This is a genomic window from Kitasatospora sp. NPDC005748 (assembly GCF_040630735.1).
Lineage (GTDB): Bacteria > Actinomycetota > Actinomycetes > Streptomycetales > Streptomycetaceae > Kitasatospora.
The window spans coordinates 213,488-227,040 of sequence record NZ_JBEXYD010000001.1 but is presented as its reverse complement, the minus strand read 5'-3'; the positions used below and the strand labels follow the sequence as shown (position 1 = coordinate 227,040).

The window sequence follows — 13,553 nt, the reverse complement described above, 5'->3', positions numbered from 1 at the left end:
TTCCCGGGCGGGCGGACCAGCGGCCCGGCTCCGGCCGGGGCGCCACCGAGCGGCCGGGCGCGGGCCGATCCGGTGCAAGATCACGACTTTGACCAGTGCATACTGTCTGACCTGACGTGTTCGGTGAAGCGGCCGACACCGTGAGTGACAGGGGTGGCGATGGGTGCGACAGGCAACCCCGCAGGCAGCCCGCAGGGCATAGCGACAGGCAGTTCCGCCGCGGCGGAGGAGTTCTGCCTGTTGCTGGCACGCTTCCGGGTACTGGCCGGTCTGACGCAGGCCGAGCTGGCCCGGGCGGCCGGGATCAGCCTGCGCGCGCTCGGCGACATGGAGCGCGGCCGCACCCGGGGACCGCAGCAGCGCACCGTGCAGGCCCTGGCCGTCGCGCTGCGCCTCGACCCGGACCGGACCGCCGCGCTCGACCGGGCCGCCCGCGACGGGCGTCCCCGGCGCACCCCCACCCGCGCGAGGGCCCCGCGCCCGGCCCCCGGGACCGCCGCGCCCGCCGCCCCCGAGACGCCCGCCGCCGTGGACGTCCCCGTGCCCGTCCCCGCGACCGCGACCGCGCCCGAGACCGTGCCCGCGACCGCGGCCGATGCCGGGAGCGACAGCCCGGCCGAGGCGGTGTTCTCCGCACTCGCGCTGCCCCGGGACATCGCCGACTTCACCGCCCGGGAGGACGCCCTGGCCCGGCTGCACCGGCTGGTCCGGGACGCCGATCCGGCACACCCCCGGATCGTGCTCGCCTACGGTCAGCCCGGCCTGGGCAAGACCGCCTTCGCCCTGCACGCCGCCCACACCCTGGCCCCGCAGTTCCCCGACGGCCAGCTCTCCCTCGACCTGCGTGGGATGGCTCCGACGCCGCTCGCACCGCGCGACGCCCTCGGCCAGATCCTCCGCGCCCTCGGCGTCGCCGACCGCTCGGTGCCCGCCGACACCGAGGAGCGCGCCAGCCTGTTCCGCACCCTGGTCCGGGAGCGGCGCCTCGTCCTGATCCTGGACAACGCCGCCGACGAGGCACAGGTCCGCCTGCTCCTGCCGGGCTCCGGCCCGGCCCTGACGATCATCACCAGCCGGCACGTGCTGCCCGGCCTGGAATCGGTGCACCGCCTGCCCCTGGACGTCCTCGCCCCTGGCGAGTCGGCCGCCCTGCTGGCCCGGATCGCCGGCCCCGAGCGGCTCGCGGCCGAACCCGACGCCGCCGCCGAACTCGCCCGGCTCTGCGGCCACCTGCCGCTCGCCCTGCGGATCGCCGGACAGCGGCTGGTGGCCCGCCCGCAGCAGCCCGTCAGTCACCTGGTCCGCCAACTCGCCGCCGAGGAGTACCGGTTGGACGTGCTGGAGGCCGGTGACCTGCGGGTGCGCGCGGCCTTCGCGCTCTCCTACCGCAAGCTCCCCGCCGCCACCGCGCTGGTCCTGCGCCGCTGCTCGCTGTCCGCGGGAAAGGACTTCACCGCCGCCACCGTCGCCGCCTACGCGGGCCTTCCCGTCCAGCAGACCGACCGCCGGCTGGAGGAACTCGCCGACGCCGGACTGCTGCAGCCCGCCGCGACCCCCGAGCGCTACCGCCTGCACGACCTGGTCCGCCTCTACGCGGGCGAGCGGCTCGCCGCCGACGACGGCCCGCAGGCCCTGGAGGCCGCCCGCGAGCAGGCCGGCGACCGGTTGCTGCGCCGGGCCGCCGCCGCCGGTCTGCGGTTCGACGTGGAGGGCGCCGAGCACGCCGGCGCCGAATCGGCCGACCCGGATCCGGCCACCGCCCCGGTCACCCTCGCCGACGCCCGGCGCTGGCTGGAGGAGGAGCACCCCGAGTGGCTGGCCGCCCTGCAGCACGCGAACGCCACCGGCCGGCACCGGCGGGTGGTGGACACCGCCGAGGCCATGCACTGGTTCTCCGACAGCCTGCTGCACTGGGACGTCTGGGCCGAGGTCTTCCGGCTCTCGGCGGACTCCGCCCGCGCCGTCGGCGACCGGCTCGCCGAGGCCGTCCACCTGAACTACCTGGCCTGGTCCCACATCACCTGCCTGCACCGCTACCGGTCGGGGCTCGCGGTCGCCTCGCAGGCCCTGGACCTGGCCCGCCGGATCGGCGACGCCCAGCAGGAGGCCTGGGCCCTCGCCTACTGCGCCACCGCCCTGCGCCGGCTGCACCGGCCGGAGGAGGCGATGGACTCCTACCGCCAGGCCGCCGAGGTGTTCACCTCGCTGGAGGGCCGGTCCGCCGAGGTGGGGCGGATCGTGGCGCTGCGCTGCGTCGGCTCGTGCCTGCGGGAGTCCGGCCGGCCCCGGGAGGCGCTGGAGAGCCACCGGCTGCTCGTCGCCGAGATCCTCGGGTGGCTGGACGGCTCCTCCCCGCACATCGTCCACCTGTTGGCCGGGTTCGCCGCCCACGAGGTCGGCCTCGACCACTCCGCACTGCTGGAGTGGTCCGAGGCGGAGGCCGCCTACCGCCAGGCCCTCGGCCACTTCGAGGGGGCCGGGCAGCCCGACAGCATGACCCAGACCCTCACCGAGCTGGGCACCGCCCTGATCGAGCTGGACCGTGCGGACGAGGCCCGCGAGCTGCTGACCACGGCACTGACCGACCTCACCGCCGAGGGCGCCCGCGGGAACCACCGGCGCACCGGCTGACGCGGCGCCGCTCCGCCCCGGCCGTGCCGGTCGGCCCGGGGCGCCCACCGCCCGCCGGTGATCGGCCACCGGTGAACCGCGCGGCCGGGTCGGGCCGTGGGTAGGGAGTGGAAGCGGCCGCGGGCCCCGGCCGACCGGGGGCCTCCGTCGACGGGGCGTGACATCGGCCGCCCTGCGGTCGCGGTACGGGGAGCGGCGCACGCCCCTCCCGCCGCCAACGCCCTGGCGTGAGGTTCGTTGGCGCAGCGTTGGTCCGGTCTTGGCCGTGGCTGGAAATGTGTCCCAGCAAGGGGGGAGGGACAGCCGCACCGGCTCGTCCCGACATATCGACCAACCGTTGCGAGGGACTCAACCGCCGTGGCCATCGACGCTACCGTTCACGCCGAGGACACCCATCGGGCAGCCGGGGAGGCCGGGGACGCCGGGGAGGCCCCGGGCGCTCCCGTCAGCCGTGCGGACCGGCCCACCCTCGACCAGCAGACCCTGGCCGAGCTGTACCGCCTGCACGGCGGCTACCTGCTGCGCGCGATGCTGCGCGTCACCAGCGGCGACCGGGGCAAGGCCGAGGACATCGTGCAGGAGACCCTGCTGCGCGCCTGGCAGAACCCGGCCGCCATCCGCCGGGGCCCCGAGTACAGCCGTCCGTGGCTGTTCACGGTGGCCCGCCGGATCGCCATCGACCACTTCCGGATGCAGGCCGCCCGCGCCCAGGAGGTCGCCGACGACGCTCCCGAGGAGCACGCCGGCACCCACGACCCCTACGACGAGGTGCTCGCCGCCCAGGACATGGCGATCGCGCTCGCCGAGCTGCAGCCGCACCACCGCGACGTCCTGGTCGAGCTGCACATGCACGGCCGCTCGATGGCCGAGGCCGCCGCCGTCCTCGGCGTCCCGGTCGGCACCGTCAAGTCCCGCAGCTTCTACGCGGTCCGCGCGCTGCGCCCGATCCTCGAAGCCCGCGGCATGGTCGCCGCGGGGTAGCCGCCCCGGTCCGCACTCAGGTGCGGACCACGCGGTCGCAGTACGGGCACACCTGGCCGCTCCACTTCGGCGGGTACCACGGCGCGTCGGGGTCGGGCGCCCGGTACGGGTCGCGGCGCATCCGGTCGGTTCCCATGCCGCAGAGGGTCAGTTCCTCGGGCCGACCGGCCGGCGCCGGGGCGGCCCGGGCCGCGTGGACGGTGCGCACGACCTCGACGTAGTCGGTGCCGCCGCTCGCTGTCGAGGTGCGGACGAGTTCGGGTTCGAGGAGTACCAGGATGCTCACCACCTCACTCTGGTCGTCGGGGCCGGTGGGCGCACCTCGGCGGTGGGGGGTGAGGGTGCGGAACCGGCCGTCGGGCGGTGAGGGCGGCGGCCCGGGCGCCGTCCAGTACGTGGACGTGCTCACGGGGCGGCCCCCACGCCCAGGCCCGAGCCCAAGGCTCAGGGCTCAGGGCTCAGGGCTCAGGAAGTTCTCCGCGGTGGTGAACCACTCCGGGGGTCCGGGCCGTTCTCCAGGGTGGCGGTATCGCCACCGGCGCTCGTCCCCCCGTGCGGGCGCCGGTTCACCCGCCCTCCGGCGGGTGTCAACTCCGGCCCGGTGCGGCGTCTCTGACGGTCAATCCGGTGTGGAGAGCGTGAACCGGGAGGCGTGGCCCGTCCGTAGCTACTGCTGAGAGCCGCGCCCCGTGTACGGCGCGCGGCGTGTCCCGGGCCCACCGGCCCAGGTTCAGCGTCCGGCTCCGGCCATGGAACTCCCGGCTCCCGCGCCCCGGCGGGATCCGGGTCCCTGGCGCCCCGGCGGTGCCCTTGTGGGAGGGCTACCGCCGGGGCGCGCCGCGTGGCGGACGCCGGGCCGGCCCGCCCGTCCGCTCCCAGCCCAGGAGAGTCCCGATGCCCAAACACCGGCTCACCCGACGACGACGGATGGCGGCGGCCTCCACCGCCCTCGTCGCCGGCGCCGCGCTCATCCTCATGCAGCACCAGGCTCCCGCCGCCGAGGCCCCGGACCCGGTCGGCCTCAACGCCGTCTCCGAGTACCTCGGTTGGGGCGACGCCCCCGACCCGGTCGCCGTCATGAAGGCCACCGGGCTGCGGCAGTTCGCCCTCTCCTTCGTCCTCTCCGGCGGTGGCTGCGACCCGAAGTGGGACGGCAGCCGCGCCCTCACGGGCGGCGCCGACGAGAAGGTGATCAAGCGGATCCGGGCCGCCGGCGGCGAAATCCTCGCCTCCTTCGGCGGCTGGGACGGTGCCAAGCTCGGCGAACGCTGCGCCACCGCCGCCGAACTGGCCGCCGCCTACCAGAAGGTGGTCGACGCGTACGGCCTCCAGGCCGTGGACATCGACCTGGAGTCGACCGAGCTGAGCACCCCCGCGGTGCGGCAGCGGGTCGTCGACGCGCTGAAGACGCTGAAGGCCAAGAACCCCGGACTGCTCGTCTACGTCAGCTTCCCGGTCGACCCGGCCGGCCCGGACGCCGACGGCGCCGACCTGATCAGGACCGCCGCCAAGGCCGCTCTGGTGGTGGACGGTTGGACGGCCATGCCGTTCGACTTCACGAGCCATGACGGCACCATGGCCGCCGCGACCGTCACCGCCGTCAGCGGCCTCCAGCGGGCCGTCGCCGCCGCCTACGGCTGGGACGACGACAAGGCCTGGCGCCACTCCGGCCTCTCCTCCATGAACGGCCGCACCGACCAGCAGGGCGAGCAGCTCACCCCGGCCGACTTCCGCTCCGTCCGCGACTTCGCCGCCACCCACCACCTGGCCCGGTTCGGCTTCTGGGCGGTCAACCGCGACCGCCCGTGCGCGAGCGGCACCTTCACCACCGCGACGTGCAGCGGCGTCCAGCAGACCGCGTACGACTTCACCCGGATCGTGGCCGGCTACCACGTGGACTCGGTGCCCGGTGGGGACGGCCCCTGCCCGAGCCCGTCGGTCGTCACCACGCTGCCCCCGGGCCCCGGCCGGACCACCTGGCCGCTGCCGACCCCGACCGTCGCCCGCCCGGCCGACGCGGTCCCGCCGGCCGACGGCCCGTCGGCCTCGCCGTCCGCCCGCCCGTCCGACGGCACCCCGACGCCCGCCCGTACGGCCTGCGTCCCGCCGAGTCCGGCCCCGGTCACACCGGCGCCGACGGGCGTACCCACGACGCCGGCCTCGACCGCCCCCACCACCCCGGGTGCGACCACCACCACCTCGAAGCCGCCCGTGACCCCAACGGGTACGGCCACCACCGCGTCCGGCCCGGCCACCGCGGCCACCGAGGGGTCGCCCCCGCCGACCCAGGCCGCCGGCGGTGCTCCCGCGCCCGCCGCGCCGGGCGGCGGCTCGCTCGCCTCCACCGGTGCGGACGGCACCGACATCCTGCTCACCACCACCGGGGCCCTGCTCTTCCTCGGCGGTGCGCTCGGGCTGGTCTCCACCCGCCGCCGCGACCCGGAGCCGGCCGCCGGCTGATCGTGCGGGCCCGCTCCCACCGACGGCAGGTGACGACGCGCGGCCCTCGGTACCCGGTGGATCGGGGTGCCGAGGGCCGCGTGTCGTCAGGTTCGGCCGGGGGCCGCGTCCACCGGGGTGCCGGGGGCGGCCTCCGTCGGATTCACCAGCCGAGCAGGAAGGCCCCCCGGCCCAGGCCGGCGAGCACCGTCCCGGCCGTCGCCTTGGGCTCCGCCGCGACGTCGACGTCGTGCCGGTCCGGCGGGTCCGACTCCCCGGGGCCGCCGGACGGCCGCAGGACCACGTAGTGCAGGGGCGCCCCGGTCGTCCGGCTCTCCCGGCGCAGCACGTCCAGCGCCGGCGGCGCGACCGTGGCCTCCAGCACCACCTGGTAGCCGCCGGTGGCGAAGGCGAAGGCGGCCTGGATCGCGGCCGCCAGGGCCGTCTCGTTCTGCCGGTGCGCCTGCGGCAGGTGCGACGGGACGAACCCCTGCCGGATCGCCCGCCGGAAGTCGTCCGCCCGCAGGAGCACGCTCGGGTGCAGGGAGTTGGCCAGCAGGGGTGCGACCGCGCCGCTGCCGGCCCCGGCCGGGTCGGCGAGGACGACGACGCCGCCGGCGCCCCGACCGCCCCCGAGCTTCGGCCCACCTACGGTCGTACGGTTCACAGCTGCTGATCCCTTCGCGGGCCGGGGGGACGGGGTAACCGGGGGAGGGGTGGCGGCCGGTGCACCGGGCCGACCGGAGACGAACCGGCGGCCGGGCCCTGGCACGGCGGCCGGACCCGGCTACGGACAGCCGGCCGCCTCGTCCCCACGACCGACTGCTGTCGGAGATCAACCTAGTCCACGCCGGTGCTCCGAGTCCTCCCCCCGTCGGTCCTCGGACCGCCGCCCCCACCGCACCTCCACGACTCCTCCCACCGATCGTCCCGGGAATCGCCGGACTGACGCTAACGGTCCCCGGACCGCTTCGGCGTCCGCAGCACGATCGGGTTGGTCAGCGCCGCCATCGGCCCCCACGGGAGGTCCGGCCCCATCGCGTTGCCCCGGCCGGGCGTCCCGTCCGCCCTCGGCCGGCGCACCTCCGCCCGGACGTACGCGGCGAGCGAGGCGGTGGTGCGCCAGACCACCGTGCCGGCGCCGTCGGCGGGCAGCGACTCCTGGTGCAACTGGCCCTCGTCGGTCAGGAGGCGGACGGTGCCGCCCGGCACTCCGGAGACCGCGAGCCGGACGTCCACCGGCGCGTCCGCCGGAACGGTCAGCTGTTCGCCGATGCCCGCCTGGCGGCCCTGCCCGGTGGCGGTGAGGTCGAGCTCGACGGCGGCCGATTCGGCCAGCCAGCTGCGGCCGGCCCGGAGCCCGTCGAGGATCGCCGCCCGGGTGAGGTCCTCGGCCCGGACGACGGTGTGCGGGGAGCCGATGACCTGCGGGGCGCTGTGCGCGTCGCTGTTGCCGACGGCCGGCAGCCAGGGCCGCCCCTCGCGCAGCGCGACCGCGAGCTGTGCGTCCCAGGTGTCCACCGCCGACTCGTCGTCGTACGTCCACGGTCCGTTCCAGACCTCGACCGCGTCCGCGTCCTGGTAGCCGAACTTCCACTGGCAGGCGACGTACGGGCAGTACGGGTGCGCGGGCACCACCAGGCCGCCCTGGCGGCGGACCTGCCGGGCGAAGCGCGGGAACTCCCCGTCGCGTGCCCGGTAGCGCCAGTCGACGAACCGGCCCGGCTCCAGGCCCAGCGCCAGCCAGTGGCCGTTGCGGGTGGTGACCTCCTCGCCGAGCACGATCAACAGGTCCGGGCCGGCCAGCGGCCCCCAGACGCCGTGCGCGGAGGTGGTGTTGTGGTCGGTGGAGACGATGAAGTCCAGCCCGGCCTCCCGGGCACCCGCCGCCACCTCCGCCGGGAGCCGGCGTCCGTCGGAGTGCACGGTGTGCAGGTGGGAGTCGCCCCGGTACCAGGCGCGGCCCCGGCCACGGGCCCGCTCCGGCGGGTAGGACGGGGTGAACTCCGGCCCGGGCGGGCCGAACCGCAGCGTCACCTGGACGCGGTAGTCGAGCCCCTGGGGTGCCACCTGGTAGGGGCCGAGCACGATGTTCCAGCGGCCGGGGCGGATCGGACCGGGCAGGTAGCCGGGCGTCGCCCGGTCGCGGGCGACGGTGAACTCGGTGCGGAACCCGCCCGACCAGCCGCGGAAGCCGCGCCCGCCGAGTTCGGTGCCGCCCTCGTCGAAGAGGCCGATGTCGCAGGAGTTGCCGGGGGTCCCGGCGGGGACGGTCGGCCGGTCGTAGCTGTAGGAGACGGCGATCTCCCGGACGCCGTCCGGGACGTCGAACGGCAGGAGGACGAAGTCGGGGGCGCCGGTGGGGAGATGGCCGGCCAGGGTGATCGTCCGGTCGGGCAGCGCGGGGGCTGCCCCGGCGGGTGCGGCGGCGGCCAGGCCGAGGGCGGTGACGGCGCCGGTGGCCAGCCCGGTCCGGAGCAGGCCGCGCCGGTCGGGCCCGGGGCGCTCGGTCCGTGCCCCGGCCGGGACCGGGTCGGTCTGCGGCAAGCCGGCCCGGGGCGAGCCGGATCGGGCGGGCTCGGTGGGGGTGTCGGCGTCGCGGTCGGTCATCGGAGCCTCCGGTCTGGGGCGGACACCGGCGGCGGGCGGACACCCGGCCGGCACGCCCGGCCCCCTACCCCGGCCGGTGAACCGCCGGTGAGCCGGGCCGGGCCGCAGCGGGTCGGCTCGGTGAAGGTGCCCGGGAGGCCGGCCGGCGGGCACGCCGGTATGCCGGGGCGACCGGCCCGCCGGGTACGGCCCGTTTCCGACGCGCTGTCTGTAAAGGCAGCGGGCCGCCCCGCCTACGATGGAACTGACAGGCAGTCAACCGTAGGAGTTGGTTCCCGTGCCCACGTACCTGGTCGGCTCCCGTGCAAGCGCCCTGGCCCGGACGCAGGTGCGCGACTTCCTGGCCCCGCTGCGCGGCCGGTTCCCGGAGATCGCCTTCACCCAGCGGGTGATCCTCGAAGGCGGCGACCGGGACCGGACGTCGCTGCTGGCGAACGTCTCGGCCGTCAGCGGCGGGTCGGCGTTCAGCACCGAGCAGGAGGCCGCCCTCCTGCGCGGGGACGTGGACGTGGTGGTCCACTCGCTGAAGGACCTGCCGACCGCGAATCCCGAGGGCCTGATGCTGCTGCCCCCGCCGGGCCGGGAGGACGTCCGCGACGCGCTGTGCGGATCGACGCTGGCCGGGCTCCCGCACGGGGCCCGGGTGGGCACGGGCGCGGCCCGTCGCATCGCCCAGCTCCTCGCCGTGCGCCCCGACATCGTCCCGGTGCCGATCCGGGGCAACGTGCCGACCCGGCTGGAGAAGCTGCGGTCCATGAGGCTGGATGCCGTGGTCCTCGCCGTCGCCGGTCTGAACCGGCTCGGCCGGCAGGACGCGATCGGCGAACCGCTGCCCCTCGACCTCTTCCCCCCGAGCCCGGGCCAGGGCGCGCTGGGCATCCAGGTCCGGGTGGACGACCGGGCGGTGCGGGACGTGCTGTCGACCATCGGGGACCGCGCCGTCGACCGTGAGGTCCGCGCGGAGCGGTCCCTGCTGGCGCAGCTGCACGGCGGGTGCAGCGTGCCGGTGGGCGCCTGCGCCACGACCCGGCCCGACGGGACGCTGCACCTGTTCGCCCAGGTCACCTCGCTCGACGGGCGGCGCCAGGTCACCGGATCGGTCACCGGGCCCGCGAGCGAGCCCGAGCGGCTGGGCGCGGACCTGGCCGGAGACCTGGTGGACCGGGGCGCGCGGACCATCCTCGACGGAATCCGGCCCGCCGTCCCGGCCTGACCGGCGAGCCGTCGGACGCGCGCACGTCGGACGCGCGCACGTCGGACGCGCGCCCGGTGGACCGGGCACCGCCGTCGGGGGCCGCGGCACGGCGGCCCGGGCCGGGACGGCTCACCGACGGTGGGCCGGGACGTCCACGTCGACGGCCAGGAGCCGGCCGGTGCGGGCGCCCGGCGGGGGCGGCCACTCGGCGGCGGTCAGGAAGAGGGTCCGGCCGTCCGGGCCGCCGAGGGCGCAGGAGAAGCAGCCGCGGTCGAGCTCGATCCGCCGGAGCACCTCGCCGCCCTCGCGGACCCGGACGCAGCAGCGGCCGGGGACGTCGGCGAACCAGACCGCGCCCTCGGCGTCCAGGCAGATCCCGTCCGGTGCCGAGCCCGGCACCTCGGCCCAGACCCGGCGGTCGGTCAGGTCGCCGCCGGGCCCGATGGTGAAGGCGGTCAGCCGGGCGGCGTAGGACTCGGCGACGAGGAGCGTCGAGCCGTCGGGGGTGACGGCCATGCCGTTGGGGAACGCCAGGCCGTCGGCCACCCGGCGGACCTCGCCGTCCGGGGCCACCAGGGCGATCAGGCCCGGCGCGGGCGCCTCGCCGCCCATCAGGTCGAACCCGATGCCGTTGACGTAGGCGTTGCCGCGCCCGTCCACGGCCACCTCGTTCCACGGCCGGTCGGAGAGCGGGCGCAGGTCCGCGCAGGGGGCCAGGGCGCCGTCCGCCTCCTGGCGCAGCAGGCGCCCGTCACCGCCGGCGACGACCAGCAGGCGGCCGTCCGGCCCGGGCAGCCAGGCGATGCAGAACGGGAACGAGGGCACGGTGGCGGCGACGGCGGCCCGGCCGTCGGGCCCGACCGTGATCAGCTCCTGGGCGCCCCAGTCGCAGAGCCAGAGCCGGCCGTCGTGCCAGCGGGGCGACTCCCCGAGGGCGAGCCCGGACAGGACGGTCCGGACGGCCTCGGCGGGGTGTGGATCTGCGGGGTGCGGATCTGCGGGGTGCGGGCCGGTGGGGTGCGGGCCGGTGGGGCGTGGATCACCGGGCCGGGGGTCGGTGGGGTGGGGTTCGGGCACGGGGGCTCCTCGGTCGGCGGGCCCGGCCGGACCGTCGGCCGGGCGCTGCTGGGCTGTCCGGAGTAGGACGTCGGACCGGCCGACTTCCTGCTCCTGAGCCGCGTCCGCCCCCGCGTCCGGATCTGCTGCGGGGGTTCGCGCGCGGCCGGGGGAGCGGCGGGCCGACCTGGGCCTGGAGTTGCGGGTGTCAGCCGATCGGTATTCATAGAAACAGACAGGCGGTTCATCTGACGTTATGACGGAGTGCGGAGGAATGGGCGCATGGGGCTGAGTCGGCGGACGGTCCTGGTGCTGGCGGCGGGCGGCGCGCTGGCGGGTTGCCGGCCCCTCGCCGGGGCGGTGGGCGGACCGGCGGCGCAGCCCACGGCGCAGCCCGTAGCGGCGGCCACCGCCTCCGCCGCGCCGGCCGCACCGGCCATCACCTCGCCCACTGTCTCGCCCAGTGCCTCGGCCACCGCCTCGCCCACCGCCGAAGCCCCGGCCCCCGCCGCCGGGCCGCCCGCCGTCGGGCGCGCCGAGGTGGTGGCCCGCTACGGGGACGCCGTGCCCGAGGAGTGGGGCCTGGAGGTGTCCGGGGTGATCACCGGGCTGCCGGACGGGGCACGGACCACTGCGCTCACCTTCGACGCCTGCGGAGGCCCCGGCGGCTCCGGCTACGACGCGGACCTGATCGACCTCCTCCGGGCCAACGGCGTCCCCGCGACGCTCTTCCTCAACGCGCGCTGGATCGACGCCAACCCCGCCGAGTTCGAGGCCCTGGCCGGTGACCCGCTGTTCGAGATCGCCAACCACGGGACGGCGCACCGGCCGCTCTCGGTCGCGGGCCGCTCCGCGTACGGGATCGCCGGCACCCGGGACGTGGGCGAGGCGTACGACGAGATCGCGGGCAACGCGGCGAAGCTGACCGCCCTGCTCGGCCGGCCGCCGCGGTTCTTCCGCTCCGGCACCGCCCACTACGACGACGTCGCCACCCGGATCGTCACCGGGCTGGGCGAACGCGTGGCCGGCTTCACCGTCAACGGCGACGGCGGCGCCACCTTCAGCGCCGCCCAGGTCCGCAGCGAGGTGGCGGCCGCGCCGCCCGGGGCGATCGTGATCGCCCATATGAACCACCCGGGAGGCGGGACGGCGCCGGGCTTCGCGGCGGCCCTGCCGGCGCTGCTGGCGCAGGGGCGCACCTTCGTCCGCCTCAGCGACGCCCTGGCCTGAGCCGCGCCCCGGTCCGGGGCGCGCCCGCGTTCCCAGCCACCGGGGGCGACTCGCCCGGGCGCCCAGTCCCGTGCTGCCGCGGCTGGATCCGGCTTTGTCAAGCGACCGTCCGAACTCTCCCACCCCGTACGGGAAGTCTCACGGGGCGTGGCGGCCACCGCCGGCGCTGCCCGGTGCGGAGCCGCCCGGCGGCCGGGGGCAACCGGGAGCAGAGCAGGAACGGGGGCCGGAACGCGGGGGAACGGCGCCGGAACGGGGTGCCCCGGCGGGCCGCCGCGCTCGCTCGGCCACCCTCGCGGCGGGCCGGTGCCGGACGGTCGGCGGCCCGGGCGGATCCCGGAATTCGGCGCCCGGTGCGGCCGGGGACGGCAAACTGGGCGCATACTTCCAGGGATGACGAAATCACCTGCGCCGAGACGCCACCTGCCCACCAGTCCCTTCCGAAGCGAGGTCCCACCGCCCCTCAAGCAGTTCGAGGCCGGTGACCGCGTGACCCACGACCAGTACGGTCTGGGCCGCATCATCAGCACCGAGACCGCCGGCCAGGGCGCGGTCCTGGTCGACTTCGGCTCGCACCAGGTGCGAGTCGTGCAGCCCTACGACAAGCTGTTCAAACTCTGAGCCGGGCCGGCCGCCGGCAGGTCAGGCGGCCGATCCGGCCCCACCCGTCCGAGTAGTCCCGGAACGGCCCAGGCCCCGACGGCCCGGGCCGCCACGTACGACCCGCGTGCCCCGGTCAGCCGCGTGCCCCCGGCAGGACGGTGATCGCGGTGGCGAGCAGCCCGTCCCGGACGACCCACCGCCCGTCGAAGCCCCCGAGGCGGTGTCCGTCCACCACCGGGCCCGGAACCAGCAGGACGGCGTGGAAGGTGCCGTCCGGACGCAGCGTGATGTCGGCCTCCGAGAACTCCAGGAAGACGCCGGTCAGCGGGAACCACGCCTTGTAGACGGCCTCCTTGGCGCTGAACAGCAGCCGGTCCCAGGGCAGCCCCGGGTGGTCCGCGAGCAGCTTGCCGTTCCGCTCCTGCTCGCCGGGCAGCGCGATGGCGTCCAGCACCCCCTCCGGCAGGGCCTCGGCCGGCTCGGCGTCGATACCGATCGAGACGACCTCGCCCGCCCGGGCGACGGCCGCGCCCCGGAAACCGGCGCAGTGCGTGAGGCTCCCGACCACCCCGTCGGGCCAGCTCGGCGCGCCACGCAGGCCGGGTACCAGCGGCCGGTACGGGACGCCGAGCCGCCCGAGCGCGAGGCGGGCGCAGTACCGGACGGTGGTGAACTCCCGCCGCCGGGTCTCGACGGCCCGGGCGACGACCGCCTCCTCCGCCGGCTCCAGCCGCGCCTGCGGCGGGTCGTCGTAGGCCGTCTCCACCACGACCGCCGCGGGAAGCAGTTCGCCGATCACAGGTCCCCC

11 protein-coding genes are annotated in these 13,553 nt (G+C 76.7%); 6 read left to right on the top strand and 5 right to left on the bottom strand.

The features are described from left to right. Window positions 1-240: 240 nt before the first annotated feature. The gene (locus tag ABZ495_RS00870; RefSeq protein ID WP_359833773.1) at window positions 241-2,631 is read left to right on the top strand and encodes a helix-turn-helix domain-containing protein; all 2,391 of its coding nucleotides are present in this window, start codon (window positions 241-243) and stop codon (window positions 2,629-2,631) included. A 357-nt stretch (window positions 2,632-2,988) separates the two neighbouring features. Next, complete coding sequence (locus ABZ495_RS00865) at window positions 2,989-3,612, top strand: sigma-70 family RNA polymerase sigma factor (protein WP_359833771.1); 624 nt, start codon at window positions 2,989-2,991, stop codon at window positions 3,610-3,612. A gap of 16 nt (window positions 3,613-3,628) precedes the next feature. On the opposite strand, the gene ABZ495_RS00860 is transcribed toward ABZ495_RS00865, so the two are convergent. Next, window positions 3,629-4,021 carry a hypothetical protein gene (locus ABZ495_RS00860; protein ID WP_359833769.1) on the bottom strand — a complete coding sequence of 131 codons (393 nt, stop codon included), beginning with the start codon at window positions 4,019-4,021 and terminating at the stop codon, window positions 3,629-3,631. A 485-nt stretch (window positions 4,022-4,506) separates the two neighbouring features. On the opposite strand from ABZ495_RS00860, the gene ABZ495_RS00855 reads away from it, so the two are divergent. After that, a complete protein-coding gene (locus ABZ495_RS00855) occupies window positions 4,507-6,072 on the top strand; it encodes a hypothetical protein (RefSeq protein ID WP_359833767.1) in 1,566 nt (521 codons plus the stop codon). A gap of 142 nt (window positions 6,073-6,214) precedes the next feature. On the opposite strand, the gene ABZ495_RS00850 is transcribed toward ABZ495_RS00855, so the two are convergent. Beyond that, window positions 6,215-6,718, bottom strand: a complete 504-nt coding sequence (locus tag ABZ495_RS00850; RefSeq protein ID WP_329486417.1) for a hypothetical protein — start codon at window positions 6,716-6,718, stop codon at window positions 6,215-6,217. A gap of 284 nt (window positions 6,719-7,002) precedes the next feature. After that, on the bottom strand, window positions 7,003-8,661 hold the full coding sequence (locus ABZ495_RS00845) for a CehA/McbA family metallohydrolase (RefSeq protein WP_359833765.1): 1,659 nt from the start codon (window positions 8,659-8,661) through the stop codon (window positions 7,003-7,005). A 277-nt stretch (window positions 8,662-8,938) separates the two neighbouring features. Here ABZ495_RS00845 and hemC point away from each other — a divergent pair, with 277 nt between their 5' ends. Then, entirely contained in the window at window positions 8,939-9,874 is a 936-nt protein-coding gene (gene hemC, locus ABZ495_RS00840; protein WP_359833763.1) for a hydroxymethylbilane synthase, read from the top strand. 111 nt (window positions 9,875-9,985) lie between these two features. On the opposite strand, the gene ABZ495_RS00835 is transcribed toward hemC, so the two are convergent. Beyond that, a complete protein-coding gene (locus ABZ495_RS00835) occupies window positions 9,986-10,933 on the bottom strand; it encodes an SMP-30/gluconolactonase/LRE family protein (protein WP_359833762.1) in 948 nt (315 codons plus the stop codon). A gap of 261 nt (window positions 10,934-11,194) precedes the next feature. Here ABZ495_RS00835 and ABZ495_RS00830 point away from each other — a divergent pair, with 261 nt between their 5' ends. Both ABZ495_RS00830 and ABZ495_RS00825 read left to right on the top strand, forming a co-directional pair. After that, window positions 11,195-12,142, top strand: a complete 948-nt coding sequence (locus ABZ495_RS00830; protein WP_359833760.1) for a polysaccharide deacetylase family protein — start codon at window positions 11,195-11,197, stop codon at window positions 12,140-12,142. Between the two features lie 393 nt (window positions 12,143-12,535). After that, window positions 12,536-12,763 (top strand): hypothetical protein, encoded by a 228-nt coding sequence (locus ABZ495_RS00825; protein ID WP_329486410.1) that lies wholly within the window; start codon window positions 12,536-12,538, stop codon window positions 12,761-12,763. A gap of 115 nt (window positions 12,764-12,878) precedes the next feature. Here the strand turns inward: ABZ495_RS00825 and ABZ495_RS00820 are convergent, their stop codons facing one another. Further along, a complete protein-coding gene (locus ABZ495_RS00820; RefSeq protein WP_329492031.1) occupies window positions 12,879-13,544 on the bottom strand; it encodes a 4'-phosphopantetheinyl transferase superfamily protein in 666 nt (221 codons plus the stop codon). Window positions 13,545-13,553 lie beyond the last annotated feature (9 nt).

Coding starts and splice junctions, on each gene's coding strand:
- ABZ495_RS00855 (WP_359833767.1), top strand. CDS start 4,507: ATGCCCAAACACCGGCTCACCCGACGACGACGGATGGCGGCGGCCTCC.
- ABZ495_RS00845 (WP_359833765.1), bottom strand. CDS start 8,661: ATGACCGACCGCGACGCCGACACCCCCACCGAGCCCGCCCGATCCGGC.
- ABZ495_RS00830 (WP_359833760.1), top strand. CDS start 11,195: ATGGGGCTGAGTCGGCGGACGGTCCTGGTGCTGGCGGCGGGCGGCGCG.
- ABZ495_RS00825 (WP_329486410.1), top strand. CDS start 12,536: ATGACGAAATCACCTGCGCCGAGACGCCACCTGCCCACCAGTCCCTTC.